This window comes from Pseudomonas sp. ICMP 10191, from assembly GCF_001467335.1.
GTDB classification, from domain to species: Bacteria; Pseudomonadota; Gammaproteobacteria; order Pseudomonadales; family Pseudomonadaceae; genus Aquipseudomonas; species Aquipseudomonas cerasi.
In genome coordinates, this window is record NZ_LKGW01000168.1 from 1 (window position 1) to 18,410 (window position 18,410).

Sequence of the window (18,410 nt, forward strand, 5' to 3'; positions counted from 1 at the left end):
TACGGGAATCGCTACGGGTGGCGCCATTGCCGCAGGCAAGATCGGTGATTTCACTCTGTTCGATGAGGGAAAACTCACCAAAGTCGGCATGCATGCCGTGCTTGGCGGGTTGATGTCCGAGGCAATGGGCGGCGATTTCCGAACGGGTGCCTTGGCCGCTGGCGCGAATGAAATGGTTGTCGATTATCTGGCGGAGAGGCTTCTGCCAAAAGGCGTTGACAGAGATTCTCAAGCCTATCAGGCAGGAGTCAGCAAGCTGATGACTGCTTCGCAGCTGATCGGTGCTTTGACTGCTGCCGCAACGGGCGGGGACGCATCGGCAGCAGCGGCGGTGACGGCTAATAGTACGCAATACAACAATCTTGACCACCCTTCGGCCCAGCGGTTGCTCGATGAGCTGCAAGGCTGTCGGGCTTCGCAAGGTTGCTCAGAGCAGAACATCCGCTCAATCATTGCTGACTACGAGAAGCTATCGAGCGAACGCTCAATGGCTATCAATGCTTGCACAAGCCGATCCTGCGTCGAGGACATTCAGAGAAGCGCGGTCTCGCTCACAGAGCCTGTCGCCAAAGACTTGCTTAACTTCTTGAAGCACAGCGTTTCGTACGATATGGCCGGTTTGCTTACAGGCAATCCCGGGGCGATTGCTGTTCCGTCACAAGGCGTGGATGGTTGGGGCGCGCTATTCGTTTCTGATAAGCAGATGGCTTACGCCAAAAACGTGAAGGAAGGATGGCTGACACCGGAGGAAACGGCCGGGCTTGATCAGTGGGTCAAAGACACGAGCTGGCTCGATGCTCAGAAGGGGAGATCAATAACAGATGTAAAAGAGCGTGCTACTCTGCTTACCGACCTGATGGCTGCTGGTGGGATAGCACTTCTTGGTCGAACTCCTGCGACCGTGGGTACAGTCGCTGTAAAAGGCACAGTTCCAGAAAATATGAGTCCCATTGGTGCTGCGCGAAGTGGTGCATTTAACGAAGCTAAGCGTCGATCAGGTATCCCGACAAGTCAGCAGCCTAGCAGTGTGCTACCCAACGTAGACAAGCGAGGTAATCCTCAGCCGGGAAAAATTTATGAATTTGAGGTGCCTGCGTCGGGTGGCGGCACTCGAACGGTAAGAATTCGCGACGATGAGGGAGGGCATGATTTCGGTGTAGGAAATCCACAAAATCGAGGCTCTCACTTTAATGATGAATCGGGGAACCATTATGACTACTGATGTCAGAGTCGCTAGTACGGTTAATGTTTTAAAGGAAAATGAAATAATCTATATCCCGTGCGCAGCCATCGCGGAGGGTGCGGTATTGTCGGCTGCAAGTTTTTCGATTTCACTAGAGGCACAAAAGCCACTAGGTCTTGTTCTAAGGTTTATCTATAAGTTGGTAGCCGAAAGATTTTCTCAGTATGATTTTTGGTTGTTCTTAGGTAATTCGGCAACACAGCCAGATACACGAGTGGTACGTCATAAGAAATTATGGGGGGCGTTGAGGTCGAGAGGGTTTGAGATACCTGATAGTAATGACGCGATTGAGACTATGGTTGAAGTTGGTGGAGGCGTGAAGTTTTTTGGCGTTATGTGTTTTTACGAGTCATCCATAGAAATAGTTGCGGATTTGATTGTGCATGAACGCTGTTCATACATTGCTGCATTGCCGAAAAGTTTTGATTTTCGGCGTGCTCTCGATATGAGATGGACTGGGGAGATATCTAAAGACTTTGATTGGCTCCGTTGTGTAAGTAAGGCAGCAGGTATTGTTTTTAAACGTGCCGGTGAGTTTGATGATGCCGAGAGAGGATTTGTGGCGATCGCGCTACCGGAGGTTATTAAAGAACTATTGATCTAAATTGTTCGTTTTAAGCTGCGGATGAACGCACCATGTTCAGGGGGCAAACACTTACTGTGCCTCTGCCTGATACACGGCATTTGGACGCGCACATGCCAGGAGGTTTTAGATATAATCCGGGCGGTCCAGAGGCTGCTCTCCCGGCATACCCGTCGAAAAAAGGAGCTGAATAATGCATTCAGAACCGCTAGAGCATGAAAAGCAACAGTTAACTTTCTACGTGGCTCAGGATTTGGATCAGCACATTAGATCTAAGGTGCAGCAGTTTGTGAATGAGGTCGCCGCCTCAAGAATATGGAGCATTGCCCCCGCCAAACTTTATTTATCCAATAGATGAAGGGAGCGCAGAAGTAGTGGGTAGAATATTAGAGCTTTATTCAGCACTGCAGCAAAATACACTCTCTATTAATATGGGCTCGAAAAATCTAGATGAGGTGGAAGAACTAATTCGTGCCGTAAAAAACTACCTGAAAAAAATATTTCCTTTGATTTTCAGTTAGTTACTACTTTTGTGAGCACCATTGATGATGGTGTTATTGATCGAGTCTTGCTGGAGGAGCTGCTTGTCCCGTGGCGAAATCATATCAAAGGCAAAAGTTGAGTTGGTCCAAAAGGCGTTCCCTCTACTGCTGAGTCAGGAGCGAGCAGCGCGGCCGAGAGGCGATTGGAACGACGCATGAAGGTACTGCGTTGTCTAAAATACCTAGCGGACTAAAAGAGCTTGGCTTTGAAGGGGGGCAGAGTATATGTCAGCTTTAAATGTAGACATTATTACCGATTCTATCCAGAGTGGCGCTTCAGTTGTAGCAAGTGTTAGGGCCGGTGCTGGTGCACATGCGATTGTTGTTGAGTCCGTTCAAAGTGGTCGGGCATTCATCAAAGACCCCTGGCCAGTTGGGGTGGGATCGTCTTACTCGGTGCCAATAGATAGCTTGAAATCAGTGTTGACTGGTAGTGGCGTGGTGATTCGACCATAAGATATTGTGAGGTTGAGAATGAAGTGTGATGCATTTGTATTGGGTCAGCATAAAGGTGCCGAATTTGGACCTTTGCATATATTTGATAAGAATTTTGTGTGTATGCCCGGGAAAAAATATTCTGGTTATCTGGGGTTGAATGTAGAAAGAGTGAAGATGGTTTCAATAGTTACTGAGTTGAAGCGTAAAGGGATTGAGGTCTTCAGCTCTCCTGTCAGATACAGAGATGTGAGTAATATTGAATTTGAAAAAGCTGCTGCTTTTGCCGTTGACTATGCGAGAGCTAAAGGTTTTGATGTCGTATTCGATTCTTCTCGGACGGAGAAGTCACCGCCAGTATTTTGGGTTTTTAGTATTGTTGGTGGAGATGAGGGGAAGGTTGGTGGGGTAGTTATGATTGACAGGCTGGATGGTCATGTGTGGGGTGAGTTGGAGTATATTGAATATATGTATGATTATAATAATGTTTTGTAGTTTTTAAGGCGAGAAATAGAGGGTGGGTCAGAACGGCTTGCTTGAATTTTTCGGATGTTGGATGTCCATTTTTTCTAGGTTTTGTACGAAAAGTCGGTTGGGTAGAATTGCCGCCATGATTGATTGAGAACTTTCTGCCAAAGCCCACTGGCGATATGGAAACGTGGTCATTACAACCTAAGTTTGCTACTCAAAAGTATATAGATGCGCCTGAGAGCTATTTGCGTGATATGGATTCCGAATTCAAAATACTCGAAACTTAACGCGCCGAGCTCGACCAAAAACAAGGAAGGCAAGCGCGATCCTGATATGCATCAGACGAAGAAAGGAAATCAATATTTCTTCGATATGAAAGCGCATATCGGCGTCGATGCCGAGTCGGGTTTAGCCCATAGCCTAGTGGGAACTGCGGCGAATGTAGCTGACGTGACTCAAGTCGGCTAGTGTGGACATCAAGCTGCCGCTGGACATGGCGGTGACGGCGGAAGCTAAGACCGGCAAGCAGCGGGTGATTGAGTATTTCCTGCGTACGTTACAGCGGCATGCGCAGGAGAATTTGAGAGAGCGGTTGTGGAAAAACTTTGGTGGGAGGGTGATTTTTCACGTATATAGATGTGTTGCTTTTTACTATATTAGGAGCTGTTCATATATGTCTTTTTTTTAACGGTTTCTTTACGCTGTTGTTATGTTTTCTTTTTGCAGGGTGTTCAGAAAAGGTGTTGATAGTTAAACCTATTGATGTTTCTTTGCCGAGTAAATCTGCGGTCGCACAATTCAGGGTTGGCGAACGTGGTGGCTATAGGATCGCTCTTTTATTCGTCTGGAGCAAAAATAAATCTGAAGCGGCTCGACAAGGGAAAGTGTGGGGCGGAGATATGCATAACGGGAAAGGTGTTGCTATTCCTGTTCATTTGCGAATTCTGAAAAATGGGAGCGTTTTTTTTGATGAGGTCGTCATAACTGAAGGTGTTAATTCCGGGCAGGCTTTTGAATATGAGGGTGATTATAAGTCTTCACAGGTCAGAGATATAAAACACTCTGCTTTTTTGCCGGGCGAGTACACTGTTGATGTGCTGACCCTTGAGCGGATTGATGCGTTTAGTGGTATCGAAAGTTATGTTGAGTTTTCTTATTATAATCGAAAAATTTAAGCTGGATTTCGCGGCGTTGGTGGAAGGGGTTTAAGGGGGGGCGTATAATGTACGTATATGGATAAGGAGGTGGAGCGTCGATGAAGCATTTGAAAGTGTTTTTTATGAACGTGGGTGATGTATTGCTGAGGAGTATGAATCTATTGGGGTAATGATTGAGTTCAACCTGAGAAGGTTGCCGTTCTACTCATTATGAACTGAAAGGCAACTGTAATAGTGTTTCTAGATGGGTATATCCCGTATAAAGCTAACAAGCAAAGATGCTCTATGCTTAGCAGTAACCTCTCTTTTCAATCTCACCACTTCTATCCCAAACCAATGCCCCCACTCCGGACACCCCCGTCCTAAAACATCCGACCCCCTCTCCGCAATACCCACCCGCCACTAATCTAAACTACCCAGCGGCACCCGCTCGCTCTTCGGGCCTGAGGAAGTTATCAGCATTATCCTTATCGTTCTGCACGTCTGCCACTACTCATCGTTGATATGTAATGAAGACCTTTATTCGCGCGAACCGTATAAGGATATGGCTTGAATGACAATGACTCCATCGGATGGATCAGTTTCCCTTGACGTTAACAACCTGTTCAAAAAACCGAAAGTCTGTTTTGACTGGGAGGACTTGCATTACTTTGTGATGTTTTCCGCCATCCGTTCCTTGAGCGGCGCTGCCAGGGTGCTGGGTGTGGAGCACGCTACTGTTTCGCGGCGTATCGCTTCGCTGGAAAAATCCCTGAATGTAAAGCTTGTCGACCGTCGCAAGCGGTTGTACGAGTTGACTGATGAAGGGCGGCGTCTGGCGGCTATCGGGCGGCAGATCGAGGCGCAGACCCAGGCCATTGGCCGTCTCGCTGTTGCCGCGCAGGTGGCGCAGGGTGTGGAAGTGACCATCAGCGCGCCGCCCTCGGTGGCGGTCGAGAAGTTGGTGCCGCAACTGGGGGCGTTTCGTGCCATGCACCCCGGCATTGTGCTGCGCTTGCTGGGGGATCATCAGTATTCGTCGTTATCCAGTTGCCAGTCTGACTTGTGCATACGGTTTTCCAGACCGGTTGAAAGTGGCATCGTCGCACGACGTATCGGCACCGCCTCATTTTCATTTTATTGCGCACGTTTTTATCTGGAGGAGCGGCACCCGGAGCACTATGAGTTTATTGCCTACGACAATGAACTGATGAGCGACAGTCAGAACGGTTGGCTCAGAAATATTGTCGGTGAACGCCCCTTCGTGCTGGAAGCCAAAACAGTAGAACTGCAAATTCGTGCCGCGGAAACCGGTGTGGGCATTGCCTTGCTTCCAAGTTTTGCGGTAGAGGCTAACTCTCGTCTGTGCCGGGTAGAGCTGTCGGCACCGCTGGAGGTTGATGTCTGGCTGGGCGTGCATGAAGACTTGCGCGCGGTGGCTTCCATTCAGGCCGCGATGAATTATGTAGAAAGCTGTTATCGCTAGTCGGGCCAGTGCTAGAAGTCGTTATTTCGGCAGACACATAAGGTGGCGGTGAAAAAATTCCCATCCCCTGATCAAATATCGACAATTTACAATGCGGTCGATTTTGACGAGGATCAATGTCGAGTTAAGAAGTCAATGATTCGAAACTCCGAGACGTTCAGGTGTCGGCTCGGCAATGTTTGCAGGTGCGGCGCTGTTGGATAACGACAAGAATAGAGGCAGTGGCAAGATCATCTCAAGCACCCTGTTTACAACCTAAGGACAGCCGGAGATTCTCATGGCCGACATAAAGATTCTCGACGTTACATTGCGTGACGGTGGTTATCGAAACAACTTCAACTTCACGGAAGACCAGGCTCGAGCTATTACTTCAGGCCTGGCGGATGCAGGCGTCGACCTCTGTGAAATTGGTTACTGCAAGGGATCATTTGCGCCGAAGGGCGAGCACGGGCTGACCAGTGATGTAGGCGCACGCTTTATTGAGAACATTGCGCAGGCCGCCGCTGGACGTATTGAGCTGGCGGTTATGGTTCACCCGAAAAACATCACGGTAGATGACTTCGCCATGCTCAAGGAGCAGGGTGTTTCGATGATTCGTGTCTGTCTGCGCCGCGATCAACTGGATGAAGGGCTGGCGACCTTGTCACTGGCCCGGGATCACGGCTTCAGTGTCAGCGCCAATGTAACGCATGTGACATCGCAGACGCCGGGAGCCGTGCTCGATACGGCCGCTCGTGCAGAGGGTGCCGGTGCGGACATCATCTGTTGCGCGGATTCCAACGGTCATATGCTGCCAGCCGATGTGCATCGGCTGTTCAGTCGCCTCGCAAGCCGGTTGCTGGTGCCACTGGGGTTTCACGCCCATAACAATCTGTCGCTGGCGCTGGCGAATGCATCGGCGGCTATCGAGGCCGGTGCTGAATACATCGACACGTCCATCTGCGGCATGGGTAAAGGGGCCGGGAATCTTCACTTGAGCATGCTGGTGGCTTATCTGGAGCGTATAGGCGTCAGCCACGGTTTTGACTTGGTCAAGGTGATCGAATTGTCCGCTGTCACAGCCAACTCGATACCGCATAACAATATGCCCAGCCCGCTGATGGATATCATTCTGGGCACTTACAACTTCCCCTACGATGTCAGTCAGCGGGTGCGAGACACCCTTGAACGGTTTCAATTGACCTCCGAGTACCGAGCGATCGAGGTCATGCATCAACAGGACAAAGTGGCGCGCCTTGCTCCGCGAGCGGCGTTGTCGAATATCTTCAGTGACCTGTCGCAAAGCGTAAAAGGAGTTGCGCTATGACCGGCCAAATATCCCGTAAGCGTATATGCATTCTGCCCGGCGACGGTATCGGCATTGAGGTCATGGAAGCGGCGCTTCCGGTGATTGCAGCGTTGCACCTGCCGTTTGATCTGATACCGGCGGATATCGGCTGGGAATGCTGGAAGCGCGAGGGTGAAACGGTTCCTGCCCAGACCTGGGAAGTCATGGCCAGCTGTGACGCAACGTTGCTGGGGGCAATAACCAGCAAGCCGCTGGCAGAGGCGGAAGCAGAGCTGCCCCTGGCACTCCAGGGCCAGAACCGCCGCTACGTCAGCCCGGTCATTCAGCTCAGGCAGAACCTGGACCTTTACGCCAATGTACGCCCGGTTACCGACATGACCGGTGAAGACAGATTTCGCTTTGTCGTGATCAGAGAAAACACCGAAGGTCTTTATGCGGGGCTGGACTTCGGGCATGTCCCGGATGCGCTGGTGCCCTTGCTTGAAGAGCGCGAAGCACTTGGCGCGCCGTGGCAGCGGGAAGGGCAGGAGGACGCGACCGTCACGTTGCGCCTGCAGACGCGCAGTGGTTTGACTCGTATTTTTGAATACGCATTCGATTACGCGCGCAAGAACACCTTCACCCGGGTCACGTTTGTCGACAAGCCGATGGTGCTGCGACACAGCAGTGCGTTTGCACGGGGTATCTTCGAAGAAATCGCACAGCGTTATCCGGACATAACCGGTGTTATCGAAAATGTCGATGCGGTTGCCTTGTGGATGGTGCAACGGCCCGAACGCTTCGGGGTGATTGTTGCCGAGAACATGTTCGGCGACATCCTTTCCGATCTGGGTGCTGGCGTAATGGGTGGCCTGGGTTTTGCGCCCAGCGGCAACTTTGGCAATTCAGGTGCTTACTTCGAACCTGTACATGGCAGTGCGCCTGCTCATGCAGGGTTGAACAAGGCCAACCCCAGCGCGATGTTCATGGCCATTGCACTGATGCTGGAACATCTGGGATACCCGGCCCAGGCGGCATGTATCACTCACGCCGTCAGCCTGGTTTCACAATCTGGCGTTCGCAGTTACGACCTTGGCGGTTCCCACACCACTGACCAGGTGGGCGAAGCGATTGTCCTGCAGTGCATCGAGTTGCAGGCCAGCTCTGTCGGCTACCGCGCCGAACAGGCCTCAGTTCAGGGAGAACGTTATGTCAGCGCACTTTGAAACGGTGGCAATTACGCAAACCGTGCTGGACGCATGTGAACATCTGGATACCGCTTCGCTGTCTGATGCACTGGACAGTCTCGGGATCAACGGAGGGCTGCCGGGTATTGTTTCGCAAGTGCCGGGCACTCGTTGTGTCGGTGTTGCGTTCACCGTGCAGTACGAAGCGGTCGATGCGCCAACAACCTTCAAGGGGGCGGCCAACTACATCGATCAGGTGCCTTGCGGCGCGGTGATTGTCTCCTCCAACGCCGGGCGTCATGACTGCACGGTATGGGGCGATATCATGACCCACTTCGCCTTGGCCAACGGCATCAAAGGCACTGTTATCGATGGCGTGGCACGTGATATCGATACCGTTATCAGGTGCAACTATCCGTTGTTCAGTCGTGGCCGTTTCATGCAGTCAGCCAAGAACCGCGCACAACTCAAAGCGGTACAAGTGCCTGTGGTCATTGATGGGGTTACTGTCCGGCCCGGTGATCTTCTGGTCTGTGATGGCAGTGGTTGCGTGGTTATTCCACAGCAACTGGCCGCCGAGGTTGTACGCCGTGCTCAGGCGGTCGAGCAGACTGAGCGCAGCATTATCGAGGCCATATCCACGGGCTCGACACTGGAGAATGCCCGCAGCACCTATCGTTACGACCAGCCCTGGCTGACGGACGCTGAAAAAGTCAGCGTGGGAGAACGACCATGAATCAGGCTTCCCGATTGGCAGCACGCGCAAATGTGCCTGAACCTCAAACTCGACTCAGCGCACCTGAGTCTCCCGACATGGATGTCGCTGCCTTCAAGAAAGCCATGCGCCGCCTGACGTCGACCGTCACCCTTGTGGCAACCGAACATGAGGGCACGCCTTACGGTATGGCAGCCACTGCCGTCAGTTCGGTATGCAGTGACCCGCCGTCCATTCTGGTGTGCATCAATCACAGCGCCAGTGTTTACCTGCCTTTGCTTGAGCGGGGAAAGTTCTCGGTCAACCTGTTGCAAACCGGGCAGGCTGAACTGGTCAGCGTGTTTGGCGGAGCAGTCAACGGGCCTGCGCGGTTTGAAAGCGGAGACTGGCAGCAGGACCAGGGGGTGCCTTATCTGCGTACCGCCCAGGCGACGCTTTTCTGTTCGGTGGCCCAACGAATGACCTGCGGCACTCACGAGATCATTATCGGGCTGGTCGAGAAAACGGCAGTGGCCGAGGTGATTTCACCGCTGCTCTGGCAAGACGGTAAACCGGCGGCTTCAACACCGCTTCTGGCTTGACTACGTGTTCTTATACTTCTTTTTATAAATGGAACTGATTATGAAAATGGAATTGTTCGATGCTCACTCCGTCACCGATGACAAGGCGGTGTATCTGATCAATGTTGTACAGGTCAATGAAGGTGCTCAGAACCTGGCTATCGAGATTCTCGAAGAAACGGTCAGTTATGTCGCACGGACTTACAGTGCATTCAAATGGAGCCGGTTGATGAAGAGCACGGACGGCAAGACCGTCATCAATCAGGCGCAATGGAGTGATCGCAGTCAGTTCGAGTCGCTGTTTACCGACAAAGAGTTTCTGTCGCGATACTCGCGGTTAAAGGAAACCGGTACCTGGGAATATCACCTCTATAACGTGGCCGAGTACATCACCCCTGAAATTGCATTACAAAAAGCGGGTTGATCCATTAGCTGCAGACGAAGGCTGCTTAGACGTCGCCTTCGTCTGACATTCACTCGGATTTTCACAGGTATCAGGCGATGGCCACGATCAATACAGCACTGACTTCTCTTCTTGGAATTGAACATCCTCTGATTCTGGCACCGATGGGTGGGGCGTCCGGAGGGCGTCTGGCGGCTGCAGTTTCCCGGGCCGGTGGTCTGGGTTTGGTGGGTGCCAGTTACGGCGATCCGCAATGGATGGCGCGTGAACTGGAGATGATGCACGACGTGCAGCAACCATGGGGTGTGGGCCTGGTCATGTTTACCGTGGCGAAGCAGTTCGAATTGCTTCAGCTGGCTCTCGAGTACCGCCCGGCAGTGGTTGCGTTGTCGTTTGGTGATGTACGTCCTTTCGTCCGGCCCATTCAACAGGCCAACGCCAAAGTCATCGTTCAGGTGCATGACGTCGACCAGGCGCTAGAAGCGCTGGACGCCGGTGCCGATGCGCTGATCGTGCAAGGCGCCGAGGCGGGTGGTCACAGTTTGCGCCGAGCTTCATTGCCGCTGTTTCCGGCAGTTCGCGACGCGGTGGGTGACGATGTTGTGCTTATCGGTGCCGGCGGGATTGCCGATGGCCGTGGCATGGCTGCTGCGCTTGCGCTCGGCATGGATGGCGTGATGATGGGGACGCGCTTTCTGGCTTCGAAGGAAGCACTGCCTTCCGAACGGGTAAAACAGCGCCTGGTGCAGGCTGTCGCGAGCGATACGGTGCGAACCCGGATCTTCGATGAGGTGCGCGGCATCGACTGGCCGCAGGGCTACAGCGGACGAGTGATCGCCAATAAATTTTCCGACAGTTGGGTAGGTGAGGAGCAGGCGTTTGCTGCATCAGCCGATCAATTGCGTCTTGAGTATGAAGCAGCACTGGCGGCCGATGATGTGAGTATCAGGGCGATCTGGGCCGGCGAAGTCGCGGACCTGATCAAGGAAGTGCTGCCCGCGCAACTGATCATCGAGTCGACCCTGCGCGGCTATGCCGCCAGTGTCGAACGCCTTCGCACGACCCGCTGAGCCTTCACGATGGAGCAACGACCTGACCCGCTCGACAAGGCGGGTCTTGTCATTTTTGCAGGAGCAAAAGCCATGAGTCATTGCATCACCTGCCAGACCTTCGGTGTCGGGCAATCAAGCGTATTCATTCTTTCACCGGTGATGCCGGTCTGGGACGCGGGTGGCTTCGCCAAACCGCTGATCGAGCATTTCACTGCGGCGGGTTATCAGGTCAGGGTTTTTGATTCCCTGTCCCTGCCGGTCAAGGCGGGCGAAGACTTTGACGGGTTTTCCCAGCGCTGGGTCAGCGCGCTAGAGCCTTGGGGTGTGCCGGATGTACTCGTCGGCGTGGCCTTGGGAGGTGCGTTGGTACAGGCGTTGGCAGGCACTTCATTACTGCGTTCGACGCCTGCGTTATTGCTGCTTTCTTCTCCCGCCAAAGCCGATGCGTTGCTGGATTCCAGGCTGGGACGTATGGCGGATCTGGCAGAACAAGGGCATGTCGAGCAAGCCAAACGCCTGCTGGACGATCTGGTGTTGCCTGAAGGCCAGAAACACGAGCACCCGTCCGTCAGCGAGAATGACGCAACGCTACCAACCCAGGGACAGCGTCTGACCCTGGGATTCCGGCTACTGAGCGGTCTGGATATCAGTGAGTGCCTGCTCGATTTCAAAGGGCGTGTGCTGAGCGTGTTTGGCGGGAAGTCGCAACTGGTTGGGGCGCGTCATGTGCTGCATACCAAAGGCCATAGACAACGCTCACTGTGTGTGCCTGATGGCGGGATGCGCCCGCTGGCAGATGATCTGGACCGGGTGCTGGAGAGCATCGATACATTTCTGATCGCCAGAGCGGAGTGTGTGCAATGAGTCAGATTGAGGAGCCAGGCTTCATTGATCTGCATTACCACGCCAATCCTGACGCGTTCATTCGCCGTCATGGAGCGATAGAGGCGGGCAGACGCTACGCTGCGGTGCAGGGCCGGGTCGTATTGAAAAATCACCTGGGGTGTACGGCGGCCCAGGCATGGGAAGCACGCAATCAGGGTTTTCCGGTCAGCGGCTCGGTGGTGCTGAACGAGATTGCCGGCGGCATCGACTACCGTGTGGTCGAGCGCAGCCTCTGTTTGCGTGGCGATGAATCTGGACGTTTCATTGTTCACTTGCCAACCGTCACAGGCAGAACGCATACCAGCACGCTGGCCCGCAACCTGAGCCTTCCGCTGTTGCGGGACAAGCCCATCAAGCCTGCCAGAGTGACATCGGAGAACGGCCGCCTGACGCCACAGGCGCTGGATATTCTGAGAATGGCGCGTGACTATCCGCTGGTGATCTCGACCGGGCATGCCGATGCCAATGAAGTCAGGACGTTGATCGACGAAGCGCTGCGGATCGGCGTGCCGAGGTTGATGCTCAACCAGCCTGCCAATCCGTTGACCGGTCTAGACGCGGCCGAGCTTGCGCTGATCGGCAAAGAGCCATCGGTCTACATCGAGCAGACCGCACTGACGTACCTGCTGGGCTATCAGGACCGGCAGGATTTCAGCGATGTGTTGAGTCATGTCGGCAATGTGGTCTACAGCTCGGACCTGGGGCAGACCAGTCAGATCGATGTCCACGAGTGGCTGTCGTTGAGCGGGCAGTGGTTCGATGCGTTCGGCTTGAGCGGCGAGCGCCGCACCGAGGTGACGCTGTTGAACCCGCAACGCATGTTGGCCCTTTAAGCTGTCCGGATAAAGCCGCCCTGGCCAGCACTGCCAGGGCGGCCTGGCCATCAGGCTACTTCTGCGGACACCTTCGAAGCAATCGCCTCCACAACTCTGGATTCACGCAGGCCCGCGTCTTCCATCAGTGGCAGTGTTTCTCTCACGAAGTCCTTTATACCCTCGTGGTAATCGAGCCACGTCAGGGCAATGCCGTCGATCCCCCAGTCAGAATACTTCCTGAACAGCTCCACGATCTTTTCGGGTGTGCCCACCAGTGGTACCCCGGCGAATCCGGCCTTGAAGTGGAAACGGAAACGCACGGCGTCTTCGGGGGTGAAAATGCCGGTCTGGATACCCAGCTCGCCGGTGATGATGTCGCAGCCCTCATCGTCACCCAACTGGTTGGCGTAATAGTCCAGGTAAGCGTCTGCTTGCTCCTGCGTGTCTTTCTGCACCACGTAGCCATAACACCATATCTTTATGTCACGACCGAACTTCTGTTTCGCGAGGTCCTTGTAGGATGCAATCTGCTCTCGCACCGCTTGTTCACCGTCCAGATGTTTGACGATCAGGAATGCGGCATCGCAATGTTCTGCACAGAACAGTTTGCCGCGCGGCGAGCCTCCTGCATTGATCAGGTAGGGTTTATTCAGGGGCTGTGGCTGCGAGATTGCGCCGCAGATGTTGAAATACTCGCCTTTGAAGTCGAACGGGGTCTGCTGCTCCCACGCATTTTTTGCAATGTGCAGCCACTCTTCTGCGTAGTCGTAGCGTTTGTCGTGCTCCATCATGTGGCCGCTGAACATGCGCATTTCCGCGCCATACCAGCCGCAAAGGATATTCAGTCCGAAGCGCCCGCCGCTGATGTGGTCGATGGTCACCGCCTGTTTGGCCGCGAACAGCGGGTGTACGGTGGGCAGGTGCGAGGTGGTGAAGACCGCGATCTGACTGGTCAGGGCTGCAATCCCTGCAGCCCAGGTATAGGTCTCGAAACAGACACCGCCCGTATTGTTGGTACCGCCGAAACCTTTCCAGCGGCCTACCGGTATGAAGGCTTCAAACCCCGCATCGTCGGCAATCCGTGCGATTTCCAGGTTGCCAGCCCAGTCGTCTCCGCGCAGGCGTTCAGGCGCATTGGTGACGGTGCAGCCACCCTCGGTATTGGTGGAGAAAACACCCAGCTGTATCTTGTTCGGGCTGCTGCGCATCGGGTTGGTTTTTATCGGATAGGATTTTTCAGCGCGCATCGTGACCTCCCAGGTCGGTAGTTGAATCGTTCGTCCTTACTACATCCTGAACCTGCGGTGGCCGTGCCGATGAAGTATTCGGTCAGGCATGATCACCCCGGCGGGTCGGGAAGTACGGCAGCACATACTCTTCCAGCTCTTGCAACACTTCTGTGGCCGGACGCCTCAGGGGCTTGAGGTTCAGCGCCACATGCGAAACCCCCTGTTCCCGCTGACGCTGCCACAGGGCGATGAGGGCGTTGCGCCCGGTACTGATTCCGCGTCCGACTTTCATCGGCGCGTCCTTGTTCTCGTCGAGGTCGAAGAACGTCGCATAGCCGTAGGGCTTGAAGTGCCTTTGCTCATTGGCACTGCGCCAATGATTGATCACTTCAGGCAAGGTGTCGAAGCCGCTCTGATGCCATATCCAGCCATCCATGTGATTGGCCAGCCATTTGATATCCTGCTGACAGCGCCCGATGGCAAGCATAGGCAGCCGCCCGAAAACCGGTTTCGGCAGTAGATCCAGCGTGCCATTGAGTTGCCCGTAATGGCGCGATCTGAACACTGGAAAAGACTGCTCGGTCACCGCGTGCAGCAGTTCGACGCCGTCTCTGAAGCGTTCCGCGCGGGTGTCGAAATGCTCGCCGAACGCAGGATATTCGCCGGGCCTGTCCCCCGTCGACACACCCAGCAGGAAGCGTCCCTCGAGCAACACGTCCACGCTGCACGCCTGTTTGGCGACCATCAGCGGATTACGCAGCGTCAATATGATGCCTGCCGTGCCGATGCAGATTTGCCGGGTGACGGCAGACAGCAGCGCGGCGTAGACAAAAGGATCGAACACCTGACCGGCGTCGCCGAACCCCGGGTCGAGAAGCGGTACGTCGCGCAGCCACAGCGCGGCGAAACCGGCTTTGTCGGCCTGAATGGCCAAGGCCAGATGGTCTTTCATGGTCGGTGCTGCGGAGTCGGGGTAGCCCTCCAGAGGCGCGATCAGCCCGAACGTGAGGTGACCTGGCGCGAATACCTTTGCAAAGGCGGGATGCCGCTTTGCGCCTGATATTTCATAGGGACTCACTTGATTTCGCCCGCCAGTTCAAGCGTGTCGGAGGCCTCTATGGGTGGTTCTTCATGAGCGCGGACGCGACCAAGCAGCGCAAAGACCGCCACGGCCGTCAGCACGGTGGCGGCGCTGAGAATGAACAGCAGATTGCGGAACGCGGTGGCGTACTGTTGGTGCAGCAGTTCTGCCTGGCCGGGCAGAAGACCGGTCGCATTCTGCAGGTCGCCCAATGCGGCGCGGTTGGCAGCGTTTGTCACCACATCAGGCGCGACACCCGTCAGGGCATCGAACAGACCCCACTGAATGAACGTGGCGAGCAGTGCGCCTGCGATCGCAATGGCTATGCCGTCGGCAGACACGCGTACGGCATTGAAGATGCCGGTAGCCATACCGGCGCGTTCCTTTTCAACCACACTGATCGCCATGCCATCCATCAGCCCCCAGGGCAGACCGATGCCGATACCGATCAAGGCCATCGGCAGCAAGGCGGTTTTGATTGCTCCGCCGTCCAGAGCCAGCGCAAGCCACAGCAGACCGACAGCCACCAGCAGCAAACCGATACCGGACAGTAGCCCGGAGGTGAAACGACGTGCCAGTTGTGCGGCAAGCATCGGTACGATCAGCAGGGGCGCGGCCAGTGCGGTCATCATTTGCCCGGTTTCCAGAGCGCTGAGACCGTCGATACCAATGAAGCGCGCTGGCAACATGATGATCAGCACGACAAAGAAAAATGCCGGACTGGCTGCAAGAATCTGCACGCCGACAAAGCGCGCGCTATTGAACAGTGACAGGTCCAGCATGGGACGGGCAACGCGCCGCTCCACGGCGATGAATATCCAGAACAGCAGCAGTGAGCCAATGATGCCACCCATCACCAGTGGATCGCTCCAGCCCTCTTCAGGGGCGAGCAGGATTGCGTAAGTGGACAGGGCCAATGCTGAGGTAAAACTGATTGCGCCCGGCCAGTCCATACCCGTGGCGTCGGGATCCTTTGATTCGGTGGCGCTGAACAGCACTAGCAGGAACCCCGCGACGCCGATGAGTGCAGTCGCATGAAATGACCATTTCCAGCCTGCCGAATCCACCAGCGAACCGGCTGCGAGTGGGCCGAAGGCCAGACCTATGCCGAAGGTGGTGCCCAGCAGGCTGAAGACTCGGGTGCGCTCGGCGCCATGAAAGGTCTGGGCAAGCGACGACATCGCCCCGGCGAACGCTGCCGCGCCGCCCAGGCCTTGAACCAGTCTGAGCAGGTCGATCTGGACCACGGAGGAAGCTGCCGGAATGGCGAAGGTGGAGAGCACGAATATCGCCAGCCCGATCAGCCAGACGCGTTTTCTGCCGTAGATATCCGTCAGGCTCCCGGCGGCCATCATGGCGCTGCCGTAGGTCAGGATGTAGGCGTTGATGACCCAGGTCAGCTCGACCGCTGATCCGCCCAGCGCCTGGTTTATCGAAGGCAGAACCACGGCAGGGCCGGTGAAGCATAACGGGATCAGAATGCCGGTCAGGCAAGCCGCGAGCAGTTGCCCCCATCGTCCCGCAGTGGGTTGTGTTTGGACCCGATGTGCTGTGGTCATGTGCAATGTCCCTGTGAAGCGTGCCCGGGTTTTGCTGTGATGCACGCGTTTTATCCAAGAGCGATTGCCCTGCCGGGAGATTAGGGGTTGCGCCCGCAAACAAAAACAGGCTTATGTTCCGAACGTATAGGACAGGGTTGTCCTGAATAGGAGTGGGTATTGGAATCGCTCGGAAGCATTGCCGTGTTCGTTCTGGTTGCCGAAACACGGAGTTTTACCCAGGCCGGAAAACGCCTGGGCATCTCTTCGTCGGGTATCGGCAAGAGCATTGGCCGTATGGAGGAGAGCCTCGGTGTACGGCTTTTTCATCGCAGTACGCGCAGTATCGCCCTGACGCTGGAAGGCTCGATATTCCTGGAGCGTTGCCGACGCATTCTGTCGGAGCTGGAAGCGGCGGAAATGGAGTTGATCAATGCCAGGGATCTGCCCAGGGGCAGGTTGCGGATCAGTCTGCCGTTGGTCAGCGGACTGGTCATGCCGGTGATCATCGACTTCATGCGCACCTACCCCGATATCGAACTGGATATCGATTTCTCGGACCGGATGGTCGATATCATCGAGGAGGGCTTCGATGTCGTGTTACGCACCGGAGATCCCGTCGACTCGGGCCTGATGTCGAAGCGGATGGGCAGCTTCCAATTGCGCATTGTCGGCGCTCCGGACTATTTTGCCCGGCATGGTATACCCCGGCATCCTGGCGACCTGAGTCAGCACGCCTGCCTGTTGCACAAGTTTCCCTCCTCGGGAAAGTTCGAACACTGGCCGCTGTGTCGTGAGCCAGGCGTCGATGATCTCGAGTTACCTCAGGCCATGGTGTGTAACACCACCGAGATTCTGGTGGACGTTGCGCGGGCCGGGTTGGGCATTGCCTGTCTGCCGGACTTCATGATTTCATCGGCCGTCCGCGACGGCGAGCTGATACCTGTCCTGGCTGATTACACGGTGCATACCGGAACGTTCAGATTGCTCTGGCCGTCCAGCAAGCATCTTTCGCTGCGCCTGCGAGTCTTCATTGATTTCATGCACGCCCATTTGTTTGCTCCTCCATCAGTATGACTGTACGGAGCGAGCCTGCAGCACCTGGCAAGGAGCACTGGCATGTACACGCTTTTCGGCACGGAACGTTCGGGTTCAGCGGCTATCGAGATAGCGCTTCAGCGCTGCTCGGTACCTTTTACAGTGTGCAACGCCTGTGGATGGGAGGAGGGGCCAGGCAAGGAGGCGTTGAGGCGGGTCAACCCGTTGATGCAAGTTCCCACGTTGGTGCTCGCCGATGGCTCGGTACTCACTGAAAGCGCTGCGATCCTGATCCATCTGGGCCTGGAGTACCCAGGTTCCGGGCTTCTGCCTGGCGATTCCGCGCAGCGTGCTCAAGCGCTTCGCGCGCTGGTTTACATGGCAGCCAACTGCTATGCCGCCATCGGGATCATTGATTACCCGCAGCGCTGGCTGACGAGTGCCGACGATGGGCTGGAGAGGCTGCTCGAAGCGGGCGCCCGGAGGCGGTTGCATCAAAACTGGGAGACGTTTGCCGACCTGTTTGCTGATGCCGGGGTTTGGCGTTGCGATTCACCCGGCGCAGTGGAGATTCTGGCCTCTGTCGTGACGCGATGGAGTGGCGCCCGGGAGCACCTGCATAACGCCCGACCGGATTTTCATGCGTTGTTGTTACGGGTTGAGGCTGAGCCGTTGGTCAACGCGGTCATAAGACGCCATTGGCCATGAAACACCCGACGTTAATGATGACGCAGGTTATAAAAT

General features: G+C 55.1%; 18 protein-coding genes and 1 pseudogene. 16 read left to right on the forward strand and 3 right to left on the reverse strand.

Annotated features, from left to right (window positions below; all coding sequences use genetic code 11):
* From AO388_RS29505 to AO388_RS24410, 14 genes and pseudogenes are all read left to right on the forward strand, one after another.
* Positions 1-1,222 (forward strand): HNH/endonuclease VII fold putative polymorphic toxin (locus tag AO388_RS29505; protein ID WP_269085769.1); only part of this gene is annotated, 1,222 nt, incomplete at its 5' end.
* Entirely contained in the window at positions 1,212-1,847 is a 636-nt protein-coding gene (locus AO388_RS24350; RefSeq protein WP_236713960.1) for a hypothetical protein, read from the forward strand. The genes AO388_RS29505 and AO388_RS24350, both read left to right, overlap by 11 nt.
* A 995-nt stretch (positions 1,848-2,842) precedes the next feature.
* Complete coding sequence (locus AO388_RS24360) at positions 2,843-3,298, forward strand: hypothetical protein (RefSeq protein ID WP_153004017.1); 456 nt, start codon at positions 2,843-2,845, stop codon at positions 3,296-3,298.
* Between the two features lie 258 nt (positions 3,299-3,556).
* Positions 3,557-3,736: pseudogene (locus AO388_RS28125) on the forward strand (transposase); the annotation flags it as partial.
* 176 nt (positions 3,737-3,912) lie between these two features.
* Positions 3,913-4,449, forward strand: a complete 537-nt coding sequence (locus AO388_RS28135) for a DUF5625 family protein (RefSeq protein ID WP_226995490.1) — start codon at positions 3,913-3,915, stop codon at positions 4,447-4,449.
* Positions 4,450-4,984: 535 nt separating this feature from the next.
* Entirely contained in the window at positions 4,985-5,896 is a 912-nt protein-coding gene (locus tag AO388_RS24370) for a LysR family transcriptional regulator (RefSeq protein ID WP_080348697.1), read from the forward strand.
* Positions 5,897-6,173: 277 nt separating this feature from the next.
* Positions 6,174-7,202 carry a nucleoid-structuring protein H-NS gene (locus tag AO388_RS24375; protein WP_046719274.1) on the forward strand — a complete coding sequence of 343 codons (1,029 nt, stop codon included), beginning with the start codon at positions 6,174-6,176 and terminating at the stop codon, positions 7,200-7,202.
* Complete coding sequence (locus AO388_RS24380; protein ID WP_058417336.1) at positions 7,199-8,389, forward strand: isocitrate/isopropylmalate dehydrogenase family protein; 1,191 nt, start codon at positions 7,199-7,201, stop codon at positions 8,387-8,389. Before AO388_RS24375 ends, AO388_RS24380 begins: the two co-directional genes overlap by 4 nt.
* The gene (locus AO388_RS24385; RefSeq protein ID WP_046719276.1) at positions 8,373-9,086 is read left to right on the forward strand and encodes an RraA family protein; all 714 of its coding nucleotides are present in this window, start codon (positions 8,373-8,375) and stop codon (positions 9,084-9,086) included. The genes AO388_RS24380 and AO388_RS24385 overlap by 17 nt, the downstream gene beginning before the upstream one ends.
* A gap of 77 nt (positions 9,087-9,163) precedes the next feature.
* A complete protein-coding gene (locus tag AO388_RS24390; protein WP_005731727.1) occupies positions 9,164-9,646 on the forward strand; it encodes a flavin reductase family protein in 483 nt (160 codons plus the stop codon).
* Positions 9,647-9,686: 40 nt separating this feature from the next.
* Complete coding sequence (locus AO388_RS24395; RefSeq protein WP_046719277.1) at positions 9,687-10,049, forward strand: antibiotic biosynthesis monooxygenase; 363 nt, start codon at positions 9,687-9,689, stop codon at positions 10,047-10,049.
* A 77-nt stretch (positions 10,050-10,126) separates the two neighbouring features.
* Positions 10,127-11,098: an NAD(P)H-dependent flavin oxidoreductase gene (locus tag AO388_RS24400; RefSeq protein ID WP_058417337.1), complete on the forward strand. Its 972-nt coding sequence runs from the start codon at positions 10,127-10,129 to the stop codon at positions 11,096-11,098.
* Between the two features lie 72 nt (positions 11,099-11,170).
* On the forward strand, positions 11,171-11,944 hold the full coding sequence (locus tag AO388_RS24405) for a hypothetical protein (protein WP_003364638.1): 774 nt from the start codon (positions 11,171-11,173) through the stop codon (positions 11,942-11,944).
* Positions 11,941-12,798, forward strand: coding sequence for a DUF6282 family protein (locus tag AO388_RS24410; RefSeq protein ID WP_058417338.1), 858 nt, complete (start codon positions 11,941-11,943; stop codon positions 12,796-12,798). Before AO388_RS24405 ends, AO388_RS24410 begins: the two co-directional genes overlap by 4 nt.
* 50 nt (positions 12,799-12,848) lie before the next feature.
* Here AO388_RS24410 and AO388_RS24415 read toward each other — a convergent pair whose 3' ends face one another.
* The 3 genes from AO388_RS24415 to AO388_RS24425 form a co-directional block, all read right to left on the reverse strand.
* The gene (locus AO388_RS24415) at positions 12,849-14,027 is read right to left on the reverse strand and encodes an LLM class flavin-dependent oxidoreductase (protein WP_054081040.1); all 1,179 of its coding nucleotides are present in this window, start codon (positions 14,025-14,027) and stop codon (positions 12,849-12,851) included.
* A gap of 82 nt (positions 14,028-14,109) precedes the next feature.
* A complete protein-coding gene (locus tag AO388_RS24420) occupies positions 14,110-15,087 on the reverse strand; it encodes an LLM class oxidoreductase (protein ID WP_058396285.1) in 978 nt (325 codons plus the stop codon).
* The gene (locus AO388_RS24425) at positions 15,084-16,649 is read right to left on the reverse strand and encodes an MFS transporter (protein ID WP_058417339.1); all 1,566 of its coding nucleotides are present in this window, start codon (positions 16,647-16,649) and stop codon (positions 15,084-15,086) included. Before AO388_RS24425 ends, AO388_RS24420 begins: the two co-directional genes overlap by 4 nt.
* 159 nt (positions 16,650-16,808) lie before the next feature.
* Here AO388_RS24425 and AO388_RS24430 point away from each other — a divergent pair, with 159 nt between their 5' ends.
* A complete protein-coding gene (locus tag AO388_RS24430) occupies positions 16,809-17,705 on the forward strand; it encodes a LysR family transcriptional regulator (protein ID WP_054081039.1) in 897 nt (298 codons plus the stop codon).
* A gap of 42 nt (positions 17,706-17,747) precedes the next feature.
* Positions 17,748-18,374, forward strand: coding sequence for a glutathione S-transferase N-terminal domain-containing protein (locus tag AO388_RS24435; protein WP_058417340.1), 627 nt, complete (start codon positions 17,748-17,750; stop codon positions 18,372-18,374).
* Positions 18,375-18,410: the final 36 nt, after the last annotated feature.

Excerpts from the sequence above, each read along its gene's own strand:
- AO388_RS24350 (WP_236713960.1), top strand. The coding sequence starts at position 1,212 with ATGACTACTGATGTCAGAGTCGCTAGTACGGTTAATGTTTTAAAGGAA.
- AO388_RS24360 (WP_153004017.1), top strand. The coding sequence starts at position 2,843 with ATGAAGTGTGATGCATTTGTATTGGGTCAGCATAAAGGTGCCGAATTT.
- AO388_RS24370 (WP_080348697.1), top strand. The coding sequence starts at position 4,985 with ATGACAATGACTCCATCGGATGGATCAGTTTCCCTTGACGTTAACAAC.
- AO388_RS24375 (WP_046719274.1), top strand. The coding sequence starts at position 6,174 with ATGGCCGACATAAAGATTCTCGACGTTACATTGCGTGACGGTGGTTAT.
- AO388_RS24380 (WP_058417336.1), top strand. The coding sequence starts at position 7,199 with ATGACCGGCCAAATATCCCGTAAGCGTATATGCATTCTGCCCGGCGAC.
- AO388_RS24385 (WP_046719276.1), top strand. The coding sequence starts at position 8,373 with ATGTCAGCGCACTTTGAAACGGTGGCAATTACGCAAACCGTGCTGGAC.
- AO388_RS24390 (WP_005731727.1), top strand. The coding sequence starts at position 9,164 with ATGGATGTCGCTGCCTTCAAGAAAGCCATGCGCCGCCTGACGTCGACC.
- AO388_RS24395 (WP_046719277.1), top strand. The coding sequence starts at position 9,687 with ATGAAAATGGAATTGTTCGATGCTCACTCCGTCACCGATGACAAGGCG.
- AO388_RS24400 (WP_058417337.1), top strand. The coding sequence starts at position 10,127 with ATGGCCACGATCAATACAGCACTGACTTCTCTTCTTGGAATTGAACAT.
- AO388_RS24405 (WP_003364638.1), top strand. The coding sequence starts at position 11,171 with ATGAGTCATTGCATCACCTGCCAGACCTTCGGTGTCGGGCAATCAAGC.
- AO388_RS24410 (WP_058417338.1), top strand. The coding sequence starts at position 11,941 with ATGAGTCAGATTGAGGAGCCAGGCTTCATTGATCTGCATTACCACGCC.
- AO388_RS24415 (WP_054081040.1), bottom strand. The coding sequence starts at position 14,027 with ATGCGCGCTGAAAAATCCTATCCGATAAAAACCAACCCGATGCGCAGC.
- AO388_RS24425 (WP_058417339.1), bottom strand. The coding sequence starts at position 16,649 with ATGACCACAGCACATCGGGTCCAAACACAACCCACTGCGGGACGATGG.
- AO388_RS24435 (WP_058417340.1), top strand. The coding sequence starts at position 17,748 with ATGTACACGCTTTTCGGCACGGAACGTTCGGGTTCAGCGGCTATCGAG.